Here is a 26,123-nt window from a genome sequence, read left to right as displayed (position 1 = left end):
TAGGAATAGAACCTTGGAGAAACTGCCCCAAAAGGTTACTTAGTAGGGTAAGTCGCTATTGCGTTAAAATTATGAGTGGACTTTTATAAAAGTCAATTAGAGTGGTACCACGGTTATATAACCGCCTCTTTCCTATGGAAAGAGGCGGTTTTTTATATGCATTTTAAAGTTTTGACAAATGAGAATATATAAAGCAAAAGGAGGATTTATTATGGATTATAAAAGTATAATAGCAGAAAATTTATGTAAGCATATAGATATGGAAAAGGAAACAATAGAAAGACTGGTTGAAAACCCACCAAAACCGGAAATGGGTGATTTTGCATTTCCATGTTTTCAACTAGCAAAATCTATGAAAAAAGCACCAAATATGATAGCTCAGGATTTAAAAGTACTATTAGGAAGTATAGATGGCTTTGAAAAAATAGAAGCCTTTGGACCTTATATAAACTTTTTTGTAGCTAAAAATGATTTCATGAAGGAAATCATTGAAAAAATATTGAATGAAAAAGAGACTTATGGAAATACAAAAGAAGGGGAAGGGAAAAACGTAATTGTTGAATATTGTTCAGCAAATATTGCAAAGCCATTCCATGTAGGTCACTTATATACTACTATGATTGGTAATTCGCTTTATAAAATATTCAATTCTCAAGGGTATAATGCTATAGGAATAAACCATCTAGGAGACTGGGGGACACAATTTGGTAAACTTATATATGCATATAATAATTGGGGTGATGAGAAGGCTTTAGAGGAAGAGCCAATTAAAGAAATGTTAAGGGTTTATGTAAAATTCCATGATGAAGCAGAAAAAAATCCTGCTCTTGATAATGAAGGAAGAAAGCATTTTAAGCTTTTAGAGGATGGTAACGAAGAAGAAGTTAAGCTTTGGACTAAATTTAAAGACTTAAGCTTAAAGGAATTTGATAAATTATTTGAAATGTTAAATGTTAAATTTGATTCTTTTGCTGGTGAGAGCTTCTACCAAGATAAAATGGATGCTGTTATTGATGAGATTGAATCTAAGGGTTTGTTAACTGAAAGTAACGGCGCTAAGGTTGTTATGTTAGAGGAGCTTAATATTCCACCTTGTATAATAAAGAAAGCAGATGGAGCTACAATATATGCAACTCGTGATTTAGCAGCTATGTTCTATAGAAAGAAAACTTATGATTTCTATAAGAATATATATGTAGTTGCAAAGGATCAATCTCTTCACTTTAAACAAGTATTTAGTACAGTTAAAAAGATGGGTTATGAGTGGGCTGATGATTGTATACATGTACCATTTGGACTAGTTCGTTTCCCAGATAAGAAGCTTTCTACAAGAAAAGGCGATGTAGTATTCCTTGAAGATTTATTAAATGAAGCTGTAGTTAAAACAGAAGAAATAATAAATGAGAAAAATCCTACATTAGAAAATAAAAGAGACGTAGCTAAAAAAGTAGGAATAGGAGCCGTTGTCTTTGCTTATCTTAAAAATTCAAGAGAGAGAGATATAATCTTTGATTGGGATGAAATGCTTAGCTTTGAAGGAGAAACAGGGCCATATGTTCAATACACATATGCTAGAGGAAAGAGTATCCTAAGAAAATTAGGAGAAGGTACTGGAGAAGTTGATTATAGTAAGCTTATTTCGGAAGAAGAGTTTGAGTTAGTAAAAACTTTAGCTGGATTTAATAATGCTATTAAACAAGCATTAGATAAATTACAACCAAGTATAGTTACAAGATTTACTATAGATGTAGCTAAAGCCTTTAATAAATTCTACAACTCTGTAAATATATCTAACTCAGAAGATGATATAACAAAAAGTACCAGATTAGCTTTAGTTAAGGCTACTCTTCAAGTAATAGAAAATGGATTACACCTTATAGGACTTGAAACAGTAGATGAAATGTAATTAAGAAGTAATAGATAAAAATCCCTTCGATAGTAAATTATCGAAGGGATTTTCTTATTTATTATTCTCATCCTTTTTTATTGTATTAACGAAATTAGGACATTTAGAGGTACAACTACCACAATTACATCCTTTAGATTTTTTCTTTAAACTTTTAAAAAGTAAAAATGTAGCTAACGCAACAATAAGTATAGTTATTAATATTTCTAACATGATATCACCTCTTTAAAATATAGCCAATAGTGTTAATTATATTGCTTAACTATTATATGTCAAGACTTAGGAAAATTTCATGCAGTAATCCAATCTACGAAGCAGGCTTAGCAATGATAAATATGGAAAGCACTATCTTAAAGATTCTATTAAACAAAAATTTTACTGTCCATCTAGAACATGAGACATTAATTTTTTAAATCAATATTCACTTTTAAAGGATCAATTATGTTCATTACTATATAAGCAGAGCTAAATGATATATTCCAAAGGCAAAAATCCATGCCACAACAAATTGATATATAACTGAGAAGATAGCAAGCCTTCCACTGAATTCTTTTTTTAAGGTAGCTACAACTGAAACACATGGTGTATATAATAAAGTAAATACTAAGAATGCAATACCGCTTTCTACAGTAAATGTTGTAGCTATGTGAGCAGCTAAATCTCCAGTATAGAGTACTCCAAGAGTTCCTATAACTACTTCTTTTGCCATAAGCCCTGTTAATAGAGCTACAGAATTTTCCCATGTGCCAAATCCTAATGGAGTGAAAATTGGAGATATAAAGTTACCAATATATGCAAGGAAACTTTCGTCAATTTCAGTCATTCCATTCATATTAAAGTTTGATAAGAACCATACTAGGACTGATATAGAGAAGATTAAAGTTCCAGCTTTCTTTAAAAATCCCTTACCTTTCTCCCAAGTATGAATTATCAAACTTTTAAATTCAGGAAGTTTATATTCGGGTAATTCTATAATAAATGGCTCTTCATCTTTTTTGAATAAAGTATTTTTAAATATAAATGCTATTATAAATGCTACGATAAGCCCCAAGAAATATAGTCCAAATATAACTAGGGATTCATAACCTGCAAATAGAGCACCAGCAAATAGGGCATATACAGGTAATCTAGCATTACAAGACATAAATGGAATAATTAAAGCTGTTAGCTTTCGATCCTTTTCGCTTTCTAAGGTTCTAGCAGACATTATTCCAGGTACTGAACAGCCGAATCCCATTATTAAAGGTATAAAAGCCTTTCCTGAAAGTCCTAATTTTCTCATTAACTTGTCCATAATAAACGCTGTTCTAGCCATATAACCACTATCCTCAAGAAAACTTATTCCTATAAATAGTGTTAATATGATTGGTAAAAATACAATTACAGAACCAACACCACCAACAATACCATCAATTATTAAAGACTTAAACCAAGGTGATACATTAGCCAAAGGTATTTCTATTAGAGACACAAAGCTTTCATTAACTAATTTATCAGCTAACTCCTGTAAAGGTCCACCAACCCAATCAAAAGTAAATTTAAAAATAATAAACATAATTCCTAGAAATATAGGGTAGGCTAGAAATTTATTAAGAACAATAGAATCTATTTTTTCAGTAATAGTATTTGTATTTGTTTTTTTACCCTCTACACATTTTTGCAAAATATTTTCCATATAATAATAGGTTTCTTTTTCATTCATTTTATTAAATTCATGTTTAGAATTTATAGTTTTATCTAAATGTTCAAAGGAATCATTATTAAGAAGAAAATCCTTAACCTCTTTTACCCCTTCCCCCTTAGAAGCAGATATAGGCATTATAGTAGCTCCCAATTCCTTAGAGAGGTCATAATAATTTATATGAATTCCTTTACTTTCAGCTACATCTATCATATTTACTACTAATAATATAGGTTTATTAAATTCGGTTAATTGAGAGGTCAAGTAAAGGTTTCTCTCCAGGTTAGAACCATCTATTATATTTATAATTAAGTCTACTTCATCGGTGTATAAAAAGTTTTTAGAAACTTTTTCTTCATTAGAAAAGGTATCCATAGCATATATACCTGGTAGGTCAACAATTTTTATATCCTTTGATAAATATCCTTCTTTTTTATCTACAGTTACACCCGCCCAGTTACCTACATATTGGTTAGAACCTGTTAGTGCATTAAATAAAGTTGTTTTTCCTACATTAGGATTACCAATAAGGGCAATGGTTTTCATATTACACTGCCTCCTTAATATAAATTAACTCAGCATCTTTTTTTCTAATAGCAAGGTCTGTCCCTCTCAGGCTTATAATAATTGGATCTCCTAAAGGAGCAGCTTTCTTCACTAAAACCTCTGTCCCTTCAACAAATCCTAAAGCCAATAATCTTTTAGCTAATTTATCATCACATGCAAGTTCTTTAATTAATCCTTTATGGCCAGGCTTTAAATTAAAAACGTTCATGAATATCACTCCTTTATGAAAATAATTATCAATTTCTATATTTACATTATATTCTAAATGATAATTAATGTCAACTTAAAGTGCGTATTAATAAACTTATATATAATATAGATAAAAAGGATTTAATTGTGATATAATATAATTATATATTTTTATGGTATACATCATATAATAATATATAAGCTTCTTTAAAGTACATTTGAAGCACAATACCTATTTAAAGAAATGAGTGGTAAGGTGATAGTTAAAGAAAGTACTATAGACATTAAAAAGGATGAGTTTAAACAGAGTCTAAACATTGATGGAGATAATGAACTTTACAAAAAATCAGTTTTCTTTGACTTAGAACATTATGTTTATAAGAAACCTATATGTATTGGAGTCTTTGGAGCAGGATATTATGACGAAGAAAATAATAAGCTGATAATTACTCAATATATGATTGAAAATAAACATGAGCTTGAAAATATTCTTATTTTATCTAAGGATTATTTTGAAAAGATGAAAAATGAGCTTAAAAAAGAATATGTGGTTACTTTTTCAGGGAACAATGACTATATAGTGATTGACTATCTCTTTAAAAAGTATAAGTTAAACTATATTCTTGAAGATTATTTTCAAAGCATAGATTTGCAAAAAAAATACGAGCAAGTTAAGCAGAAGTCAATAGGACTTAAGGCTTTAGAGAGTGAATGTGCTATTGTTAGAGAAAGTGAAGTTATAAGTGGGTCCACACTAGCAAAAACCTTTAGCAAAGTTATGAAGGATGATATGTATTTTTCACGAATGCCAATGGAAAAGAAAGAAAAAATACTTTTATACAACATGCAAGATGTGGTTAGCTTATTTCATATCTATACTCAGTGGAATAAGTATGTTAGACCAGAATAATTAAAACTATCTCATAGAAAAATATAAATTTTTATTTTTCTATGAGATAGTTTTATATATATTATATTTTACATAAACCTTTGATATATAAGTTTTATTAAAATTTCTATATTAAATTTGCTTACAATCCAAGATTACACTAATGAAAATTAAGATATAGAGGTGACGTTATGGAAATATTAAGGAAGAGTAGATGTGCTACTATAGAAAATGACAAATGTGATTTAGTACTTAAAAATGGAAAATTTATCAACGTATTTACAGAAGAAATAGAAGAAGGGGATATAGGAATTATTGATGATACAATTATAGGAATAGGTTCATATGATGGAGTTAAGGAAATTGATTGTAGTTCAAAAATTATATGTCCAGGCTTTATAGATGGGCATATTCATGTGGAATCCTCCATGGTAACTCCTGAATCTTATGGAAATGTAGCTTTAAAAAATGGAGTTACTACAGTGGTAGCTGATCCTCATGAAATTGCTAATGTACTTGGTACAGAAGGAATAGAATTTATGCTAGATAATTCACAAAAGAGCCTTTTAGATATCTATTTTATGATGCCTTCTTGTGTTCCAGCAGTATCCTTTGAAGAAAATGGTGCTATATTAAGTGCTGAAGATTTATCTAAGTTTATAGATAAACCTGAAGTAATTGGTCTTGGAGAAGTAATGGACGTACCTTCTGTCATAAATCAAGTACCGTCTATGATAAATAAATTAAATGCTTTTAAGGAAAAAATTATAGATGGACATGCACCTGAAATTTCTTATAGAAACCTTAATCAATATATTTTATCAGGTATAAAAACAGACCATGAATGTTCTTCAAAGGAAGAAGCCTTAGAGAAAATCAAATTAGGAATGTATGTTCTTATAAGGGAAGGCTCTGCAGCTAAAAATTTAAAGGATTTAATTCTAGCAGTTAATGATAAAAATTTTCGGAGATTTTTATTTTGTACCGATGATAGACATCTAGAAGATTTGGTAGAAGAAGGCTCCATAAATAATGCTATTAGGCTTAGCATACAACAAGGAATTGATCCTATAAAAGCTTGCATAATGGGAAGTTATAATGGATATACTTGCTATGGAATAAAGAATAAAGGAGCTATAGCTCCTGGATATAAGGCTGATCTAGTTATTTTAAATGATTTAGTAAAGGTAGATATTTGCAAAGTTATTAAATCAGGTAAAGAAATAGATAACAATAAAAAGCCATCTTATACACTTAAAAGCAAAAATACTATGAATATAGAAAAAGTAGAAGAAGAGAACTTCAAAATAATATCTAATGGAAGTAAGGTAAATGTAATTGGTGTAAATCCTGGATCCCTTGAAACTAAATTATTAGTAAAACCTAGTAATGCCGTAGATGGATATTTAGATATGAATGAGTATGAAGATATCTTAAAAATAGGAGTTTTCGAGAGACATAAAAATACTAATAATTATTCCTTGGGATATTTATCAGGGTTAGGCATTAAAAACTGTGCTATAGCTCAAAGTATAGCCCATGATTCTCATAATATTATTGTGGTAGGAGACAATGATGGGGATATGGCTAAAGCTGTAAATAAGTTAATTGACATAGGTGGAGGAATTACTATAGTAAGAGATGGTATGTTAATTGATAGCTTATCACTAGAAATAGGAGGCTTAATGACTAATTTACATATAGATTATGTATATAATAAGCTTAAAAATTTGAATAGTATAGTAAAGAGCTATGGATTAACTCCTGATATGGATGCATTTATAACCTTATCCTTTATGAGTTTACCAGTAATTCCAGAGGTGAAGCTTACAAGTAAAGGGTTATTTTCATATGATTTATTTAAATTTATTAAACTTTCTTTTGATTAATGATGATATAATATTATAAAGCATATATAATATTAATAATGCCTATTATATAATTTAAAGGCAAGCAACATTAATTAAGGAGAATATAATTTTGAAGAACTTAAAGGCTATAAAAAATTTTAAGACATATGTTGGCATGAGAAATATAAAGACTGCTTTAGCTGTAGCAATAAGTGTAATTGTAGCTGAAATATTTCATCTTCAATCACCATTTTTTGTTGCTACAGGAGCTTTAATTTCTATGGAGACTACAGTGAAAAAAGGAATTAATGCTGGAATAGCAAGAGTACTAGGTACTATCATGGGAGGATTAATAGGGATTATAACTGCGCTAATAGCTCCAAGTAATATATTTTTACTTTTTCTTGGAACAGTACTTTTAATAACCTTACTTAATATATTAAAATGGCAAGACTCTATATCTATAGCTTGTGTTGTGTTTTGTGTAATTATGATTACAATGACCAATGAAAACATAGTATTATATGCATTTCAAAGAACTATTGATACTATAGTCGGTATTGTCATATCCATAATAATTAATTATCTTATTTCTCCACCTTTAGACTCTAAACTTTCTAAAAATAAAGATGATGATGAGATAGAAGCTTTTATTATGAGAATTCCTGAAAAAATTGATATAAAAGAATAGGGATATTACAAGGCTATTGGTATAATCCACCAATAGCCTTTTTGTTTTAAGAATTCTATTAATTAATTGTTAAAGATTAAATACATATCTATAAATGAAATAGTAATGAGTAATACTACCTAGTAAAACAAATATATGAAATATTTCATGGGCTCCGAAAGTTCTATGCTTTCCTTTTCTTTCTAAGCAGTATATAACTCCTCCTATAGTATAGAGTACTCCTCCTAATACTAATATTAATAGACCGTTACTAGATACAACCTTTGAAAGGGGATTAAGAATAAATATAGCCATCCACCCCATGACTATATAAATAGCTGATGATAGCCATGAAGGGCAATCAATCCAGTACACTTTAAAAAGAATACCAATTATAGCTATTCCCCAAATTGAAGATAACATATAGTATTTAATTGGAGTCTCTAATAACACTAAACAAATAGGAGTGTAAGTTCCTGCTATTAGTACAAATATCATTGCATGATCGATTTTTCTAAGAATATTAATTATAGATTCTTTAGCAATTGTGAGATGATATACACTACTTGCAGTATAAAGTAGAATTAAACTTATACCAAAGATAACAGTTGATATCAAAGTATATAAATTATAGTTGTTAGTATAAAGCTGAACAAATAGTAAAAAACATAAACCCAATAAAGAAATTATAGCTCCTATCATATGCGAAAAACCACTAAAAGGTTCTCTAAATTTTGAATTAATCATATTATACCTCCTAAATTATGTTTTATATATAGTTTTCAATACTATGTTAGTTGATATGTATATTATATCATGTCGGTAAGATAAATGTACATAATAATTATTAAAAATATATTAATAATTATTATAAGAGAATTATGTATTGTTAATATTATAAAAATATTATTTGTATTTATGTATAATATTATTTACTACTACTAGTAATAATATTATAATAAATCTAAATATAGAAATGAGCGTAATCGATCCTTTAAAAGTAAATATTAATTTAGAAAATTAATATTGGAAAAGTTAGGATTATCAATGCTAAACCTGCTTTGTAGACTGGATTAACGTATAAAAGGCTTTTGCAAGCCTTGATATATAAGGGGTAAGCAATATGATTAGCCCTACAAAATTAAATATACATATGAGGTGATAATATGAACTTTAGTACAGAGAACTTAGAAGAATTTCTTATTAGCATAAATTTAGATAATAAGATTGATAGCAGTAAAATACCTGACATTGATCTATATATAGACCAGGTAATTCAACTATTTGAAAACAACTTAGACCATGTAAAAAGAAACCCTACAGATAAAATTTTAACTAAAACTATGATAAATAATTACTCAAAAGATAAATTACTTTTTCAGAATAAAAATAAAAAGTATTCCAAAAATCATATACTTTTAATGATCTTGATTTATGATTTAAAGCAAATCCTATCCATAGCAGATATAAAAAGACTATTTACACCTATGACAGAGACCCTATCAGAGAATGAGTCTGAATTTAATTTAAATAGTATATATGACGAATATCTTTTATTAAAGCAAAATGAAATAGATAGGGAGAAAGAATTATTAAATTCGATTCTTAATGAGGTAAATAACTTATGTGAAAAAGATACAATTAAAAATTATGAGGATTACAAGAAGCTACTATTAATTACATTGACACTTCTAAATTCAGCTTCTTTAAATAAACGAATTGCAGAAAAGATAATAGATACTTATTTTTAAGTTATAATAATAGTTCTATACTATCTGTATATTTGATTCTCATGGAATGCGCAGACTGGTAAAAGTGTAATTATAATATCAAAGCAATTTAAAAGTAAAGATTGTAAATTTGTTGGAGTCATAGCTATGGATCTATCAATTGATTTTGTTAGGAGAAGTACATTTAGAGAATTTCTATAGTATAAGAGCTTTATGCAGAATAAAAATACTGTAGAAAATATTAAGAATAAAACAAAGTTATTGTAGGAAAACTCTAAAAACATAATCTATTACTGAACAAACTAGTTTATTAGTTTTAAATGCATCATTACAATTAAAAATTTTATAAATTTAACCTGAAAAGAAAGTAGTATTAATTGACGATACTAAGAATGTACCATCAATTAATACTACTTTCTTTTATTTTTATGTGTAAATTTATAATAACAGTGTATATCATAGACTACATATATTTATTAAAATATTGACAAAATAAAGAAATAAGAATAATATGAACAAGTATTCATATGAAGAGAGGAATATAAGATATATATATATATGATGTTTGTATGCAAACTTGTATACATGATGAGGTCATAGATAAATTACAAGATAAAACTATAAGTGATAATACAGTAGAATAACTTTCAAATTTATTTAAGTCTATGGGAGATCCGACAAGAGTAAAAATATTAAATATTTTATTAAATACAGAAGCTTGTGTTTGTGATATAACAGCCTTAATTAATATGACACACTCTGCTATATCACATAAATTAAGAGTATTAAAACTAGCTAGAATTGTTAAATCAAGAAAAGAAGGAAAAGTTGTTTATTATTCTTTAGATGATGACCATGTGAAAGATATTTTCCACAAAGGACTTAATCACGTTAATGAATAAAACTATTAAAGGGGGAGTAACGTAATGGGACAAACAAAAAGGCTTTATGAAATCAAAGGATTGCACTGCGTAAACTGTGCTTCAAAAATTGAACATGAATTAAATCAATTACCCTACGTACAAAGTGCTGTAGTTAACTCTTTAACATCAAAAGCTATTTTAGAAGTTGAAGAGGAGTTTGATAAATATTTAATATTTAATGATGTAGAAAGTATAGCCACTAGAATTGAACATGGAGTTACAGTTAAAGAAATTGATGAAAATTCTGTAGGTAAAAGACCTATAAAGGTTCATGGAAATGTAAAAGTTATTAATACTAATCAGAAAAAAGATAATAACAACTCAAAAGATAAAAATGAAGATCATCATTCACATGACCATGGTCATAGTCACTATGGTGAAAGCTTTAAGAAGAAACGAATAATAAAATTTGTAATAGGAATTTCCCTTGCAATTGGAGGTATATTAACTAAAGATATAGTCAGTCTAGTATTCTTTATAGCTTCTTATTTAGTAATAGGTGGAGATATTCTACTTATTGCTGGTAAAAATATAATAAAAGGGCAAGTATTTGATGAAAATTTCTTAATGAGTATAGCTACAGTTGGAGCCTTCTTAATTGGAGAATATCCAGAAGCTATTGGAGTAATGCTATTCTATCAAATAGGAGAGCTTTTTCAGGAATTAGCAGTAAATAAATCTAGAAACTCTATATCAGAGTTAATGGATATTCGTCCAGATCATGCAAATCTAAAACTAAGTAATGGAGATATTTCTTCTGTTTCTCCAGAAGAAGTATATATTGATGATATTATAATTGTCAAGCCAGGTGAAAAAGTTCCTCTAGATGGAGTTATAGTAAAGGGTGATTCTCAAATAGATACTTCTGCTTTAACAGGAGAATCTGTTCCAAGAGTAGTTAAAGAAAGAGATGAGGTTTTAGCTGGTTCTATAAATAAAACATCCCTTATTGAAGTTAGAGTAAATAAAGAATTTGGTGAATCTACAGTTTCGAAAATTCTTGAATTGGTAGAAAATGCTTCAAATAAAAAGGCGCCAACAGAAAAATTTATAACAAAGTTTGCTAGATACTACACTCCAATTGTTGTTGCTTTAGCTATTCTATTGACTTTCTTACCACCAATAATCATGGGTGGAGATTTATATACATGGTTGTATAGAGGACTATCATTTTTAGTTGTATCTTGTCCTTGTGCTCTTGTGATATCAATTCCTTTAAGTTTCTTTGGGGGAATTGGAGGAGCATCTAAAAGTGGAGTACTTGTAAAGGGAGGAAACTATCTTGAAGCATTAAGCAAAGCAGAAGTTGTAGTTTTTGATAAAACAGGTACTTTAACCGAAGGAAGCTTTGAGGTTACAAAAATCTCTCCTTATGGATTTATTACAGAGGATATGTTAATTGAATATGCAGCACATGCTGAGATATATTCTAACCATCCAATTGCGAAATCTATTGTAGAATCTTATAAAAAAATGAGCTCTAAAGCTATAATTGATAAAGCTAGAATAAAGAGCTATGAGGAGATTCCAGGTAAAGGTGTAAAAATATACTTTGGTGATAGATATATATATGCAGGAAACTATAAGTTGATGGAAGAGCTTGAAATTAAATATGTAAAATCAAATGAAGTAGGTACTATTATATATGTTGCAGTAAATAATAATTTTGTGGGAAGTTTATCGATTTCTGATAGAATTAAGAGTACTTCACCTAGAGCCATTGCAAAATTAAAGGAACTAGGAGTTAAGAAAATAGTCATGCTTACTGGAGATAATAAAACAATTGCTGAATATGTGGCAAAGGTTATTTCCATTAATGATGTCAGAGCTGAATTAATGCCTCATGAAAAAGTAAGGGAAGTCGAAAAATTATATAAGGGTCTTTCTAAAAGAGGTCGATTAATATTTGTTGGAGATGGAATAAATGACGCTCCTGTACTAGCTAGGGCAGATATAGGAATAGCTATGGGAGGCATAGGTTCAGATGCTGCTATAGAAGCTTCAGATGTGGTTATAATGACTGATGATCCTGAAAAGATATCTACATCTATAAAAATAGCTAGAAAAACTCAAAAAATTGTAGTTCAGAATATAGTATTCTCTCTACTTGTAAAAGCTGTAGTGTTAGTATTAACAGCACTAGGTATCACAAATATGTGGATGGCAGTATTTGCAGATGTAGGAGTTACAATAATAGCAGTATTGAACGCTATGAGAGCTATGAAAATTGAAGAATAAATAAAGAATTAGTATCGAAAGGAATAAAATGTACCCTATAGAACAGACAATTTAAAAAAGTCTATTCCATAGGGTATTTTCATATAAAAAGTATATATCAAAAGAATATCTTTCTCTTCTTTTTTCCTTGACCAACTCATTTATAGGAAAATAAATTTATCCGATAACTACCCGCTCTACAAAGTGTGAGTAAAGAGCGGCTACGGACCTTGGATAACGATTTCCCCTAAAGNNCTTCAGTGGGAGTAAAAACCCCCTCTGAAGCAAAGAGAACTCTGTTTATGAGTTTACTTACTATTTTCATACATATTGTTGTAATAATTTTCGTACTCACCAGTTGTAATATTATTTATCCAATCTTTATTATCTAAATTCCACTTTATTGTATTTTTTATTCCTACTTCAAAGGGAGTTTCTGGATACCAACCTAATTCATCTTTTATCTTTGTTGGATCTATTGCGTATCTTTTATCATGACCTTTTCTGTCTTCAACGTAAGTTATTAGTTCTTCTGTTATTTCTTTTTCTACTTTTTCACTCAAGTAATTTATAATAGTTTTAACTATTTGTATATTAGTTCTTTCATTGTGTCCACCTATATTATAAATTTCACCTACTGTACCACTATTTATAATAATATCTATTGCTTTACAATGATCTTCTACATATAACCAATCTCTTATATTCATTCCATCACCATATATTGGTAGACATTTATGATTTAAGCAATTGTTTATTAATAAGGGTATTAATTTTTCTGGGAATTGGTATGGTCCATAATTGTTTGAACATCTAGTTATATTTACAGGCATTTTATAGGTATCAAAAAAAGCTTTCACCATTAAATCCGCACCAGCTTTGCTTGAAGAATATGGACTATGTGGATCTAGTGGTGTATTTTCAATAAAATATCCGGTTTCACCGAGTGTTCCATATACTTCATCCGTAGATACTTGTATAAATTTCTTACCTTGTTTAAATACACCTTGTACTTCCCATGCATTCTTAGCTACATTTAAAAGATTTACTGTACCTAAAACATTTGTCTTAACGAAAATCTCAGGTTCTTTTATACTCCTATCTACATGTGATTCTGCTGCAAAATTCACAACATAGTCAATGTCATTTTCTGAAAATAATTTTTCTATTAACTCTTTATCACATATATCGCCTTGAATAAATATATAGTTTGGATTATTTTCTACATCTTTTAAATTTTCTAAATTTCCTGCATAAGTTAATTTATCTAAATTTATAATTTTTATCTCCAAATATTTATTTAACATGTGGCGAACAAAATTTGAACCTATAAATCCAGCCCCACCTGTTACCAAATACGTTTTCATATATAACTACTCCTTTTTAGATATTAAATCATCATCTGCGATGCTGCAATATTAACGACTTCATAAGGAGATTTAGACTCCCACTTATAGAAGTTGGAGTCTTTCATCCTAAAATGTCGTTAAAGATTCATCAGCAACTTGCAATAAATACCTACCATATTCTGTTTTCATAAAAGGTTCTGCTAATTTTAAAAATTGATCTCTATTTATAAAGCCTTTTCTATAAGCTACCGCTTCTATACAAGCTATATATAAACCTTGTGTTGTTTGAATAGTTTGTACAAAATTAGATGCATCTAAAAGGCTTTTGTGAGTTCCTGTATCAAGCCATGCAAATCCTTTACCTAAAAGCTCTACTCTTAAATTTCCTCTTCTTAAATATTCATTATTTACTGCAGTTATTTCTAGTTCACCTCTAGCAGAGGGCTTAATATTTTTAGCTATATCAACTACATTATTATCGTAGAAATATAGCCCTGGAACAGCATAACTTGATTTTGGTTTTTCTGGCTTTTCTTCAATTGATACTACATTTTTATTTTCATCAAATTCAACAATACCAAACTCAGTTGGATTGTCTACATGGTATCCAAAAATAGTAGCTCCTTCTTCTCTATCTACTACTCTTTCTAGTATTTTGGGAAAATCATATCCATAGAAAAAGTTATCTCCTAAAACTAATGCTACTTTATCATTACCTATAAACTCTTCTCCAATAATAAAAGCGTCTGCAAGTCCTCTTGGATATTCCTGAACGGCATACTGTAATTTTAGTCCTATATCATTTTTATTCCCTAATAATTCTTTGAAAGTAGCTATATCCCTAGGTGTTGAAATAATTAATATTTCTTTTATACCTGCGAGCATTAACACGGATAATGGATAATATATCATTGGCTTATCATATACTGGGAGTATTTGTTTTGATATTGCTTTTGTTACTGGATATAGTCTTGTTCCTGACCCACCAGCTAAAATAATACCTTTCATTTTTACCTCCTTATAGATTTTAGGTTTTAACTTATAATTTGTTCATATATTAAATTCTAATAATTAATCACTCTGATATACTTATTATTTCCTACTATTAATGTCGTTATTATTTTAATGTGAGAAATATCTATAAGTGTAATACTTCACCTTTAATAAACAGAGTTCTTTGCTTGAGAGGGGGTTTTTACTCCCACCGAAGCTTACTAACAGACTTCTAAGTATCAGTATTTTTGATACTTAGAAGTCGTTGTCCTTTAGGTGAAATCGTTATCCAGGGTCGTANNTTCACAGAGTGCGATGGGAGTAAAGAGCGGCTAGTCATCAGATAAATTGTTTTTTACATCTACATATACAATTATCTATAGAGTAAAAAATGCAACATGATAGATGTGGCTTACTTGAATCCACGATGTTGCATATTATTAATGTCATCTATTTAATATATTCAAATAGTACAAGCTTGGTGCTATATTTATTTTAGTGAACTAGTAGAATTTTTAATTTAATCAACATATTATAATACGACAGTAAATGTAAACAAGTAGAATTAAGAGATATTACAAAATAGGAGCGAGTGAAAGAATATGAAATGGGAATACAGTCTGCTTAACAGAATTAAAGATATTCAAAGCCATTCTTTTTTAGATGAGTCTAGAGGAGATACCTCATTACCAATATGCTATATTATGGCGTATTTGGCATATTACTTTAAACTAAAAAATTATGTTGAAATTGGTAATTATAAAAGTAAGAGTCTATTTTCTGTTGCTCAGGCATTTAAGGATAATGAAGGAAAAGCTTATGGAGTTGACCCTTATTACTTTGATGAAGTTAGAGAATATGATTTGGATGAAATATTAAGTAAAAGGAGCAATAAATTTTTTGAAGACACAGACTCTGAAGCCATTTATAATGACGTCTTAATGAATACAGAAATACCAAAACTTTCCATGGATGTTAAAATTGGGGGAAAACCCTCCACAAAAATTGCTCAATATTTCCAAGCTATTGAAATAGATATGCTTCATATTGATGGTAACCATGATTTCCAAAGTATTCGGGCTTATTTTAATAATTATTCACCACTAATAAGAGAGGGTGGGATTATTATATTTAATCGCATAGATTTGGAGTCTGTAAAATGCTGCTATGATCAATATAAAAATGATTATATAATATTGCTTGAAACAAATAATTTTGGGATACTGATAAAAAATCAGAGCAATTTAAACAGAAAAGTTGATATACGAAAAAAATTGAAAAATCTATATTTTAGATTGCTTGAGATAGAGAATAAAACAGAAGAAGAAAAAGTTACTGTAAATGTAGGTGTATTAGCATATAATCACGAAGAATATATAGTTGATTGCCTTAATTCAGTAATAAAACAAAAAGGTGATTTCAACTTAAATATTATTATTTGTGAAGATAAATCCCATGATGGAACTGCAGAGATTATTGAAGACTATATTAATAATTTAGAAGTTGGCAAAAACGTAACTTTTGAATTTTTGAAAAGCAAAGAAAATTTAGGCATGGTAAAAAATTTAAAGCGATTATTAAAAGCTTGTAGCAAAAGCAAGTATACTGCATTAATTGATGGTGATGATTACTGGGAAGATGAGAACAAATTACAGACTCATATAGAATTTATGGAAAGCCACCCACAGTGCTCTATTTCATTCGATGATATTATATTTTTTGATGAAAAAGAAAATAAATATAACTTTTATAATATACAGCAACAAATTAAAGGTGATATTTTAACTACATCAGATATAACAAGTATAAATTTTATTGCCAATATCTCCTGCTGTTTTTATTATAGCAAGTATTTTGATCAAATTCCTGATGAGTTTTTTGAAATATTTGTCGGAGATTGGATGTTAAATATTCAATTTTCAATGTTTGGAGAAATAGGACACGTCAAAAAAGCAATGACCATATACAGAAGGCATGAACAGGGTATTTGGAACGGAATGAGCGAAGATGATAAGAACAAACAAACTATAGAATTAATTAACACTTACAATAAATTTTTAAATTACACCTATAACGAACAGTTTTCTAATATTCGTAAATTCTGTGAGTCAAAATTGGGCAATAGATATTTGGAATATCTTATGTACAGACCTGGTAGACTTGAATAGTTTACACTTTAAAGACAACGAACAAATAGTGATTATTAATATCACCTCATTAAAAATTATTAACGACATTTCAGAAGAGAAGTCTCCCTATTCTATAAGTGGGAGTTCTCTACTCTAAGTAAAGAGAAAACTTCAGTGTGGGTATAAGGCTACAGAATATCTGTATGGTTTTTATAATTAAATTACTCCTAGAATACGATTATTATAAGCAAGTATTCAATAGTATTGAGTATGCTTTATATCCAGTACTGGCACAAAGTGGGTTGCCTTTAAATGATTTTCTAATCATTTAAAGGCAACCCTCTTTTACTCAACATAAGCTATTCTTTATTTTATCCGATAACTAACCACTCTAATACTCTCATCGCACTCTGTGAAAGCGATNNTATCAAAAATACTGATACTTAGAAGTCTATTAGTAAGCTTCAGTAGGAGTAAAAACCATCTCTGAAGCAAAGAACTCTGTTTATAAATATTTTTCCCCAGCGACTCTATCTCGAATTACTTTCGCTGGATTACCATATGCTACAACATATTTTGGAATATCTTTTATCACAGTGGCTCCAGCTCCTATTATGGTATGCTCTCCAATTGTTATTCCGTGAATAACTTTTGCACCCAAAGAAACAGCTGTAAACAAACCTATTTTTACATTTCCACCAATAGATGAACCTGGGCCTAAACTTGAATAATCTAACATTTTACTGTCATGATCTAAGGATGAATTATTATTTATTATGCAAAAATCGCCTACTGTTGCCTCACTACTTATAGTAGTATTGGCCATTATCACTGTGCCTTTTCCTATTAATACATTCCTGGCTATTTGTGCAGAAGGATGAATTACTTTAATAAAATTAAACTGAGGGATATAATGTGAAATTTTATCATAAACAATATGTCTAATAAAATTATCTCCAATTGCAATAATCCCACCCTCTATTTTATGCATTTTTATCAAATTCTGCAAATCCTCTTCTTTTCCAATTATTTTATATCCGAAAGCGATAGAACCTACTTCTTTAAATCTATCTAGCAATCCAATAATTTCATATTTATTTTCTTTTTCAATACAATCAATTACAGCTTTCGCATGTCCAGAAGAGCCAATAACGATAATATTCAAAACAAACATCTCCTAATGATGCATCAAGTATCTTTTAATACTCAAACTACTTTATTTATAATACTTATAATATTTTTTTGTACTTCCAATTCTAGTGAATCATACAAAGGCAAGCAAAGGATTCTGCTTGAAACAAACTCTGAATTGTTTACTCTATAAGTTTTGTCTTTTATATATGGTAAATCGTTTAAAGATGGATAAAAATATCTTCTTGGATAAATATTTTCATTTGCAAGAGCTCCTTTTACTTTTAATAAGGTTTCTTCATCTTTAAATACTACCGGAAAATAGGAGTAATTTAAGCTGCTGTTTATATTTTGTTCTTGTCTAATCGCATTTTTACTTATATAGTTCATATAGTTTTCATATACTTTTTTTCTATTTTCAAATATTTTGTCTATATCATCCAATACACATAATCCCATGGCTGCTTCAAATTCATTCATTCGTCCGTTAATACCAACCTCAGTTATATGCTCTTGGTCACTTATTCCAAAATTAATTATTCTTCTGGCCTTGTCATAAATTTCATCATCGTTTATTACAAGTGCACCACCTTCTATGGTATGAAAAACTTTTGTGGCATGAAAACTAAGGGTAGAGATATCTCCATAACTGAGTACACTGTTTCCTTTGTATTTAACTCCAAAAGCATGTGCAGCATCGTAAATTACTTTTATATTAAATTTTTTTGCTATTTCATCTATTTTTTCTACATCACAGACATTTCCAAACACATGTACAGGAATTATAGCTGAAGTAGTTTTTGAAATTTTCTCTTCGATTTTTTTATAATCTATATTAAAGGTGTCTTTATTTATATCCACAAAAACTGGATTGATACCTTGCCATACTTGACTACTAGTAGTTGCTACAAAAGAAAAGGGTGTTGTAATCGCTTCACCTTTTATATCTAAAAGATTATAGGCAATCTGAAGGGCTATTGTTCCATTTGCAACCAGAAGTATATGCTTTACTCCTAAATATTTTTCCAGCCTATTTTGTAGCTCTTTTACTAATGGACCATTATTGGTAACATAAGCACGTTTAAATATTTTTTCCAAATATACTTCATATTTCTTTAGTTCAGGAAGGTAGGTTTTCGTTACATTAACCATTTTTTTCTCTCCTACACTGTTTTATTTTCTATATTATAATATGTAAAAACTCTGACTTTGCTTGTGTTATAGATATTGAATGAACAAATATAGCGGCAGACTTTTAGTGTTAGTATAATATTGTAGACACGAAAAGCCGAACTCATTAAATCAGCACCTGCGAAGCTACAATATTGACAGCATTGCCTTGGGCTAAGCTTCCAAAAGAATGTTATATAAATAAAAAAGATTAAAACTAAGCAGTAAATATTTTGTCAATATGACTTGGTATTTACCGCTTACACCTAAAAAAAGACGACCCTGTTCAATACAGGAATCATCTTTTAACTTCTGCTAGTTCCTTAAAACTGTCCTTGACATAGGATACATTTTAAATAATTCTTAGGCTTTTATTAAAAATATTATAAGTAGATTAGCTTGTTTTACCATAAACTAGGTTAAGAATATCATCAGTATATAAGGTTTCTTTTAAAAGTAATTCTTCAGCTATTTTAATTAATAAATCTAAATTATCACTTAAGGTATTTTTAACTTCTTTATATAGTTCATCGATTAGAGACTTACACTCTTCCAGCACCACTGTAGTATAGTAATCATTAGGTGTTCCTTGGATTTCTGAAAGTCTTAAAAGACCTAAAGATTTTCCCATACCATATTCGCATACCATATTATTAACTATATTGGTAGTCTTCTTTAAATCATTGAAGGCACCTGTAGTTATTTTTTCTATACCAAAGATAATTTCTTCAGCAGCTCTTCCACCTAATAAAACCATGATTTTTCTTTTTAAATAGTCTAGATTATGATAGATATTATCTTCACCTATAGTTAAAGTATAGCCACCGGCGCCCTTAGATGTAGGAATTATAGTTACCTTAGAAATTTTTTCTTCAGGTAGCTTTAAGTGTGAAATTAGAGCATGTCCAACCTCGTGATAAGCAGTAATTTTCATATCTTCCTTTTTAATTGCTTCTTTATCAAGTTTTTCATGACCAGCAACAACTATTGAGAAAGCTTTATCCATATGAATGGCAGTGATGTAGGGAGCATTTTCTTTACATGCAATTATAGCAGCCTCATTCACTAAATTCTCTAGTTTAGCACCAGAAAAGTAGGCTGTATTATGGGCAATATCCCTTATGTTCATATCACTAACAGGTTTATTCTTTAAATGAAGATTTAATATTTTTTCCCTTGCATTAATATCTGGAAGAGATACTTCTATATGTCTATCAAATCTACCCGGTCTTAAAAGGGCTTCATCTAACATATCAAGTCTATTTGTAGCAGCTATAACTACGATACCTTCACTCTCTTTAAATCCTGACATTTCAGTCAGAAGGGCATTTAAAGTTTGATCTTTCTCGTCAGAATTACCAGCTTTATTGGAGCTACGTTGTTTACCGATAGAATCTATCTCATCAATAAAAATAACAGCTTTACCATGAGACTTAGCTTTTTTAAATAAATTTCTTATTCTACTAGCTCCAACTCCTACATACATCTGAACAAAATCAGAACCGGATACAGCATAAAAAGGAACATTAGCTTCACCAGCTATGGCTTTAGCTAGTAAAGTTTTACCCGTACCAGGATCACCATAAAGAATTATACCTTTAGGCATTCTTGCTCCATAAGAGGCATATTTTTCTGGATTCTTGAGAAAGTCTACTATATCATTTAAACTTTCCTTAGCTTCATCATTACCGGCTACAGAATTAAAGCTAAACTTATCCTTAGAAACGCTTTGTCCATTAATGGCATTAATAGAAGTCATGGAACTGCTGGAGCTACTTCTTTTTATAGCCATGAAAATAGTAGCTATAGCAGAAATACCAAGAGTTATAACTGCTATACGTTGACTTGTTGGTAATGTAGCTGAGCTCTCAACATCAATACCTTCCTTTAGAAGAGTTTCTTTAAGGGTATAGCTATTAGGATTATCCGTAGAATACTTATTCCCAGACTTATCTATAACGGTAATTTTAGGTGTTTGAGACATGGATACCTTGGATATATTGTTATTTTCTAAATCAAGTAAAAAATCAGTATAAGATTTATAGGGCATTGCAGTTGCACTTATATTTAAAAGAACTAAAGCTACAACAGATAATACCAATATACTAAGTGGAATTAAAATTAAATTCTTTTTAATTTTATCTATCAATAATCTTACCTCCTTGATAACTTGTATATATAAGTTATATATTCTTATGTAACGTATAACTACGTATATACAATTCCTAGTGTTTACACAATTCTTATCTATAAAAAAGATTATTTGATGCTATAATTAGTATTATACAAAATCTAAAATTAAAGTCCACTAATTGACCTAAGATTTGTAAATGTAACTTATGGTAGAATTGTAAAGGTGAATAATAGAATGACTAATAACAAAAAAATGGAGTTATTGCATTAGCGATTTAAAAAATCGCTAATGCAGCAACCCCATTTCAAATATGGTATACCCATAATATCAAAATTACTAAACACTAATATTTAAAAGTTATATTTTAAGTAGAAAACTAAAGTTGATTTTTAACTACTTCACCATTAACCATTACAAATTTAACAGTATTTCTAAGATCAAAAGGATGACCATTATATATTATAATGTCAGCATCTTTTCCTATTTCAATACTACCAACTCTATGGTCTACATTTATAGCATGAGCTGGGTTTATGGTGATAGACCTTAAAGCTTCTTCCTCATCCATACCTTCTCTAGCAGCAAGGGCAGCGCAGATAGATATATATTGAAGTGGAATTACAGGATGGTCTGTCATTATAGAAACTTTTATACCAGCTTTATTTAAGATCGCAGGAGTTTTAAAGGTTAGATTTTTAAGTTCTACCTTGCTCCTATCAGATAAGCTTGGCCCCACAATTATAGCTTTTATATGTTCATCTTTAAGATTTTCAGTTATTAAATGTCCTTCAGTACAATGTTCTAAAGAAATGTTCAAATCAAATTCTTTAGCTATTCTAATAGCAGTAAGAATATCATCAGCTCGATGAGCATGAGCTTTTAAAGGGATTTCCTTTCTGATTACCATTGCTAAAGCTTCTAACTTCATATCAAAGTCAGGAGCTTTATCTATACCATTTTTAGATGCTTCTTGTTTTTCTACATAATTTTTTGCTTTTATCAAATTTTCACGAAGAATAGCCGCTGTAGCCATTCTAGTACTAGGAGTAGCTTTTTTACCACTATATACTCTCTTAGGATTTTCACCAAAGGCAGATTTCATGGCAGTACAACCATCTATAACCATATCATCTATAGTTTTACCATAAGTTTTCATAGTTGCGAAGGTCCCACCGATTACATTAGCACTTCCAGGACCAGTAGCTACAGTAGTAATACCCACATCTAAAGCTTCCTGAAAACATCTATCTACAGGATTTATTGCATCTATAGCCCTAAGATGAGGTGTAACGGGATCAGTAGCTTCATTACCATCACTACCTTCGAAGCCTAGTCCATCTTCCCACATTCCAACATGACAGTGAGCATCAATAATACCTGGCATCAGAAACCCGTTCTTACCATCGATAATTTCAGTATCTTCAGGAATTATTATGTTTGAACCAATGTCGCATATTTTACCATTATTAATTAGAATAATACCATTTTCGATAATTTCATCTTCAGTCATAGTATGAATAGTAACATTTTTAATAGCTATCATTTTTATCACTCCTAAGGTAAAAGTTTTAATTCAAAGTATTACTTTAATTGTAACATATTACTAAAAAACTTTGGAGGTATTAACCCAGTTTTTATTCCCTGAATAATCAACATATATGTACAAGTTGTGTCAAATCTTGCATCGTGATAGTCAGATGATTCGCCAAAAAGACTAGTACACTTATTTTTAAGGAAGTCTTCTTTGAGGTTAAGAAAATTTACGACCTCTCCAAGAGAAGGGTTTTTTAGCAGTCCTCTAGAATTAGTGGCTTTACAGATTTCCTTATAATATGCCATTGTACAGAAGCAACGCTCAGGATTAAAGGAAATATCTAAAAATTCTAGCTCACTTTTCAAAAATTTAATATCAAATTGAACATTATGTCCAATAATTACATCACTATTGATAAAATCATCTATAAATTCCTCATATCTATCTTCAAAATATTTTCCATTACTTAAGTTATAGAGCTTTTCCAAAGAAAATCCATGAATAGCTTCAGCGCTTTCACTCATCTCTTCCACAGTAAAGAAAAAGTTTTTACCTATAGTTGTTTGAGGCTTTGTACTAGTATCTACTGTAATGTAGGATAATTGGCATATATTGCCTGGCTTTATACTCGTAGTTTCTGTATCAAAAAATAATAATTTCATAAATATGTCTCCTTAAATTTCTATATAATAAACATAAATTATTTACTTACTAATTTCAATTAATAAACTTATAGTATATTTCTCTTAGAGCTATGTCAATATATTCAGTAATTTTATAGTTTTTATATTTGTATGAATTTAATATGTAAATAAAATAAATAGAAATATTATAAAAAAATTTTTATATACACATTAGAAATTAAAATTTTTGAAAAGGTTTAATATGCAATGTAAAGGATTATATATGAATAAAAAATGAATGTTTAATAAATTATCAATAAACTTTCGATGAAAAACTACATATATTAACTTATTATTAACAAAATTAATTATATTCATTATTTTTATATTATGCTATAATGACAAATATTAAGTGTAATTAAAAAAGGGGGCTTATATTAAATGAGTTTATTATTCGTAATACCTACTAATAGACAAAATAAAGAGGAGTTACTAAAAATACTTCAGCAGCATAGGGAAATAAGATTTGTTTCTTTAGTTGGAATTGACTTTTTAGGTAACGATACAGACGAAAAAATTCCTGTTAAAAACTTTATAGAAGATATTGATACATTTCTACATGGTACAGCTGTCCAGACTGATGGATCTTCTGTAATTTTGCCGGGAATAGCTACCCTTAATAATGCAAAGGTAGACATGAAGGTTGATTTAACTTGTAATTGGTTTATAGATTATAACTATGATTATATAGATGAAGAAACAAACAAGCCAGTGGGAACTATTAGAATGCCGTGTCATTTATATCATGAAGATGTTGCAGTAGACTCTAGATATATATTAAAAAATTCTGTAGACCACTTTAGGGCTTCAATGATGCGATTATTTGAAGAAAATCCACAGTTTTTAGCAAATTTTAATATAACATATGATGAAATAGAGGATGTAAGTATTACAGCAGCTACAGAACTAGAATTTTGGGTAAATACTCCAAATGAATTAGCTGAAATAGAAGAGTTATCAACATCTCAAGTGTTAAAAGAGCAGTACTGGAAAAGAACTAAAGGACCTGTAAGAACAGCTCTAGAAAAATCTTTAGATATATTAGCTAAATATGGATTAGAGCCAGAAATGGGTCATAAAGAGGTAGGAGGAGTTAAGGCTAAGCTTTCTGAATCAGGAGTTTTAACTCATATTATGGAGCAATTAGAAATTGATTGGAAGTTCTCTACAGCTCTTCAAACCTGTGATAATGAACTTTTAGTAAGAGGACTAATAAAAGAAACTTTTAGAAAAAATGGTCTCGAGGTTACATTCCAAGCTAAACCAATTGAAGAAGTAGCAGGAAATGGAGAGCATTTACATGTAGGTGTAACTTTAAAACTTAAGAATGGTAAGGTAATGAATCTATTCCATAGCTATGCAGAGAAAGATTTTTTAAGTGAAATAGGATATGGAGCGATAATGGGAGTATTAAAGAACTATGAAGTAATAAACCCATTTGTTTCTTCAAGCTATGATGCATTACAACGATTAAAACCAGGATTTGAAGCTCCAGTATGTATAGTTACATCATTGGGATTTACTAAAGATGTGCCTTCAAGAAATAGAACTATACTTATAGGACTAGTAAGGGATTCGATTAATCCAATGGCTACTAGATTTGAATTAAGATCTCCAAATCCAAATACAAATATTTATTTAGCGCTATCTTCAGTTATAATATCTATGGTAGATGGAATAAGCTATGTAGTTGAAAATAACAAGAATAGAGAAGAACTTTTAGCAGAGCTTTCTAAAAAACCAGGAGAAAAAGCCTCTTACTTAGAAGAAAATAGATGCTACAGAAGTGAAGAAGATGTATTTGAATTTTATACAGAGGAAGAAAGAGAAGAGTATTTTGGAAAGGCTCCAAGCACTGTATATGAAAATTTATTAGCTTTTAATGATAGGGCAAGGGTAAATGTATTAACTAAAGATGGAGTAATAACTGATAAAGTAATTAGAGGATATAGAGAAGCCGTACTTGAGAGATGGACTACTGAGCTAGAGCATAGAATTATTCTAAACTATTCCAATGAGATTAGAAACATTAAAAAATACAATGGAGATGACTTCATGGAATATGATCTTGAAAAATGGAGTGAAATAAATAAATTAAGAGAGAGACTTATGAAGGATAATTATGTAAGTAAAAGTCTATTTACTCAGATGAGAGAAGCAATTAATGAAAAGAATTATGATGAATTATCTGAGCTTCAACTAATTGTAGATAATGATATGAGAGAGCTAAGAATATTATATATGAACTATAGAAGAAATCTTATGGACATATAAATATATTCATAAAAATTAAGAGGTAATCATTAGATAATTTCTAGTGATTACCTCTTAAAATTAATAATAGATAACTCCTAAGTTATATGAATATAAGGTTTAAT

General features: G+C 29.3%; 19 protein-coding genes, 1 pseudogene and 1 other annotated feature (1 of these 21 running past the window's edge). Of the genes and pseudogenes, 9 read left to right on the top strand and 11 right to left on the bottom strand.

All coding sequences use genetic code 11. From position 1 onward, the window contains the following. Positions 1–132: a binding site (T-box leader), on the top strand (it extends 125 nt beyond the left edge of the window). Positions 133–211: 79 nt separating this feature from the next. After that, the gene (gene argS / locus B3W71_RS08430; RefSeq protein WP_346888497.1) at positions 212–1,906 is read left to right on the top strand and encodes an arginine--tRNA ligase; all 1,695 of its coding nucleotides are present in this window, start codon (positions 212–214) and stop codon (positions 1,904–1,906) included. Positions 1,907–1,960: 54 nt separating this feature from the next. On the opposite strand, the gene B3W71_RS08425 is transcribed toward argS, so the two are convergent. From B3W71_RS08425 to B3W71_RS08415, 3 genes are all read right to left on the bottom strand, one after another. Continuing rightward, entirely contained in the window at positions 1,961–2,119 is a 159-nt protein-coding gene (locus B3W71_RS08425; protein WP_346888496.1) for a FeoB-associated Cys-rich membrane protein, read from the bottom strand. A 238-nt stretch (positions 2,120–2,357) separates the two neighbouring features. After that, entirely contained in the window at positions 2,358–4,133 is a 1,776-nt protein-coding gene (feoB, locus tag B3W71_RS08420) for a ferrous iron transport protein B (protein WP_346888495.1), read from the bottom strand. Position 4,134: 1 nt separating this feature from the next. Next, positions 4,135–4,362, bottom strand: a complete 228-nt coding sequence (locus tag B3W71_RS08415; protein WP_346888494.1) for a ferrous iron transport protein A — start codon at positions 4,360–4,362, stop codon at positions 4,135–4,137. A gap of 237 nt (positions 4,363–4,599) precedes the next feature. Here B3W71_RS08415 and B3W71_RS08410 point away from each other — a divergent pair, with 237 nt between their 5' ends. From B3W71_RS08410 to B3W71_RS08400, 3 genes are all read left to right on the top strand, one after another. After that, positions 4,600–5,253 (top strand): ribonuclease H-like domain-containing protein, encoded by a 654-nt coding sequence (locus tag B3W71_RS08410; protein ID WP_346888493.1) that lies wholly within the window; start codon positions 4,600–4,602, stop codon positions 5,251–5,253. Positions 5,254–5,423: 170 nt separating this feature from the next. Further along, positions 5,424–7,121 (top strand): adenine deaminase, encoded by a 1,698-nt coding sequence (ade, locus tag B3W71_RS08405; protein ID WP_346888492.1) that lies wholly within the window; start codon positions 5,424–5,426, stop codon positions 7,119–7,121. 91 nt (positions 7,122–7,212) lie between these two features. Then, entirely contained in the window at positions 7,213–7,773 is a 561-nt protein-coding gene (locus tag B3W71_RS08400) for an FUSC family protein (RefSeq protein WP_346888491.1), read from the top strand. 69 nt (positions 7,774–7,842) lie between these two features. Here B3W71_RS08400 and trhA read toward each other — a convergent pair whose 3' ends face one another. Further along, entirely contained in the window at positions 7,843–8,499 is a 657-nt protein-coding gene (gene trhA / locus B3W71_RS08395) for a PAQR family membrane homeostasis protein TrhA (RefSeq protein ID WP_346888490.1), read from the bottom strand. A gap of 419 nt (positions 8,500–8,918) precedes the next feature. On the opposite strand from trhA, the gene B3W71_RS08390 reads away from it, so the two are divergent. The 3 genes and pseudogenes from B3W71_RS08390 to B3W71_RS08380 all read left to right on the top strand — a co-directional run bounded on the left by B3W71_RS08390 (position 8,919) and on the right by B3W71_RS08380 (position 12,643). Next, positions 8,919–9,503 carry a DUF1836 domain-containing protein gene (locus tag B3W71_RS08390; RefSeq protein ID WP_346888489.1) on the top strand — a complete coding sequence of 195 codons (585 nt, stop codon included), beginning with the start codon at positions 8,919–8,921 and terminating at the stop codon, positions 9,501–9,503. A 548-nt stretch (positions 9,504–10,051) separates the two neighbouring features. Then, positions 10,052–10,384 (top strand): annotated as a pseudogene (locus B3W71_RS08385) (ArsR/SmtB family transcription factor). Between the two features lie 24 nt (positions 10,385–10,408). After that, positions 10,409–12,643, top strand: a complete 2,235-nt coding sequence (locus B3W71_RS08380; protein WP_346888488.1) for a heavy metal translocating P-type ATPase — start codon at positions 10,409–10,411, stop codon at positions 12,641–12,643. A gap of 287 nt (positions 12,644–12,930) precedes the next feature. On the opposite strand, the gene rfbB is transcribed toward B3W71_RS08380, so the two are convergent. Beyond that, positions 12,931–13,989: a dTDP-glucose 4,6-dehydratase gene (rfbB, locus tag B3W71_RS08375; RefSeq protein ID WP_346888487.1), complete on the bottom strand. Its 1,059-nt coding sequence runs from the start codon at positions 13,987–13,989 to the stop codon at positions 12,931–12,933. 108 nt (positions 13,990–14,097) lie between these two features. After that, a complete protein-coding gene (rfbA, locus tag B3W71_RS08370; RefSeq protein WP_346888486.1) occupies positions 14,098–14,979 on the bottom strand; it encodes a glucose-1-phosphate thymidylyltransferase RfbA in 882 nt (293 codons plus the stop codon). A 587-nt stretch (positions 14,980–15,566) separates the two neighbouring features. On the opposite strand from rfbA, the gene B3W71_RS08365 reads away from it, so the two are divergent. Continuing rightward, positions 15,567–17,132: a glycosyltransferase gene (locus tag B3W71_RS08365; RefSeq protein WP_346888485.1), complete on the top strand. Its 1,566-nt coding sequence runs from the start codon at positions 15,567–15,569 to the stop codon at positions 17,130–17,132. 466 nt (positions 17,133–17,598) lie between these two features. Here the strand turns inward: B3W71_RS08365 and B3W71_RS08360 are convergent, their stop codons facing one another. The 5 genes from B3W71_RS08360 to B3W71_RS08340 form a co-directional block, all read right to left on the bottom strand. Continuing rightward, complete coding sequence (locus B3W71_RS08360) at positions 17,599–18,258, bottom strand: acetyltransferase (RefSeq protein WP_346888484.1); 660 nt, start codon at positions 18,256–18,258, stop codon at positions 17,599–17,601. A gap of 41 nt (positions 18,259–18,299) precedes the next feature. After that, entirely contained in the window at positions 18,300–19,376 is a 1,077-nt protein-coding gene (locus B3W71_RS08355) for a DegT/DnrJ/EryC1/StrS family aminotransferase (protein ID WP_346888483.1), read from the bottom strand. A 412-nt stretch (positions 19,377–19,788) separates the two neighbouring features. Beyond that, positions 19,789–21,540, bottom strand: coding sequence for an ATP-dependent metallopeptidase FtsH/Yme1/Tma family protein (locus B3W71_RS08350; RefSeq protein WP_346888556.1), 1,752 nt, complete (start codon positions 21,538–21,540; stop codon positions 19,789–19,791). 364 nt (positions 21,541–21,904) lie between these two features. Then, positions 21,905–23,071: an amidohydrolase gene (locus tag B3W71_RS08345; protein ID WP_346888482.1), complete on the bottom strand. Its 1,167-nt coding sequence runs from the start codon at positions 23,069–23,071 to the stop codon at positions 21,905–21,907. A gap of 38 nt (positions 23,072–23,109) precedes the next feature. After that, positions 23,110–23,724: a 3'-5' exonuclease gene (locus B3W71_RS08340; RefSeq protein WP_346888481.1), complete on the bottom strand. Its 615-nt coding sequence runs from the start codon at positions 23,722–23,724 to the stop codon at positions 23,110–23,112. A 402-nt stretch (positions 23,725–24,126) separates the two neighbouring features. On the opposite strand from B3W71_RS08340, the gene B3W71_RS08335 reads away from it, so the two are divergent. Beyond that, positions 24,127–26,019 (top strand): glutamine synthetase, encoded by a 1,893-nt coding sequence (locus B3W71_RS08335; RefSeq protein WP_346888480.1) that lies wholly within the window; start codon positions 24,127–24,129, stop codon positions 26,017–26,019. Positions 26,020–26,123 lie beyond the last annotated feature (104 nt).

This window comes from Clostridium sp. UBA1056, assembly GCA_002316385.1.
Lineage (GTDB): Bacteria > Bacillota > Clostridia > Clostridiales > Clostridiaceae > Clostridium_J.
Note: the sequence above shows the minus strand (reverse complement) of the source record. Positions and strands in the feature narration are given on the sequence as shown.

What these genes read in the sequence shown, in the direction of transcription:
- B3W71_RS08335 (WP_346888480.1), top strand. Translation starts at nt 24,127, where the DNA reads ATGAGTTTATTATTCGTAATACCTACTAATAGACAAAATAAAGAGGAG.
- B3W71_RS08425 (WP_346888496.1), bottom strand. Translation starts at nt 2,119, where the DNA reads ATGTTAGAAATATTAATAACTATACTTATTGTTGCGTTAGCTACATTT.
- B3W71_RS08365 (WP_346888485.1), top strand. Translation starts at nt 15,567, where the DNA reads ATGAAATGGGAATACAGTCTGCTTAACAGAATTAAAGATATTCAAAGC.
- trhA (WP_346888490.1), bottom strand. Translation starts at nt 8,499, where the DNA reads ATGATTAATTCAAAATTTAGAGAACCTTTTAGTGGTTTTTCGCATATG.
- B3W71_RS08380 (WP_346888488.1), top strand. Translation starts at nt 10,409, where the DNA reads ATGGGACAAACAAAAAGGCTTTATGAAATCAAAGGATTGCACTGCGTA.
- ade (WP_346888492.1), top strand. Translation starts at nt 5,424, where the DNA reads ATGGAAATATTAAGGAAGAGTAGATGTGCTACTATAGAAAATGACAAA.
- feoB (WP_346888495.1), bottom strand. Translation starts at nt 4,133, where the DNA reads ATGAAAACCATTGCCCTTATTGGTAATCCTAATGTAGGAAAAACAACT.
- argS (WP_346888497.1), top strand. Translation starts at nt 212, where the DNA reads ATGGATTATAAAAGTATAATAGCAGAAAATTTATGTAAGCATATAGAT.
- B3W71_RS08340 (WP_346888481.1), bottom strand. Translation starts at nt 23,724, where the DNA reads ATGAAATTATTATTTTTTGATACAGAAACTACGAGTATAAAGCCAGGC.
- rfbB (WP_346888487.1), bottom strand. Translation starts at nt 13,989, where the DNA reads ATGAAAACGTATTTGGTAACAGGTGGGGCTGGATTTATAGGTTCAAAT.
- B3W71_RS08345 (WP_346888482.1), bottom strand. Translation starts at nt 23,071, where the DNA reads ATGATAGCTATTAAAAATGTTACTATTCATACTATGACTGAAGATGAA.
- B3W71_RS08355 (WP_346888483.1), bottom strand. Translation starts at nt 19,376, where the DNA reads ATGGTTAATGTAACGAAAACCTACCTTCCTGAACTAAAGAAATATGAA.
- rfbA (WP_346888486.1), bottom strand. Translation starts at nt 14,979, where the DNA reads ATGAAAGGTATTATTTTAGCTGGTGGGTCAGGAACAAGACTATATCCA.
- B3W71_RS08415 (WP_346888494.1), bottom strand. Translation starts at nt 4,362, where the DNA reads ATGAACGTTTTTAATTTAAAGCCTGGCCATAAAGGATTAATTAAAGAA.
- B3W71_RS08390 (WP_346888489.1), top strand. Translation starts at nt 8,919, where the DNA reads ATGAACTTTAGTACAGAGAACTTAGAAGAATTTCTTATTAGCATAAAT.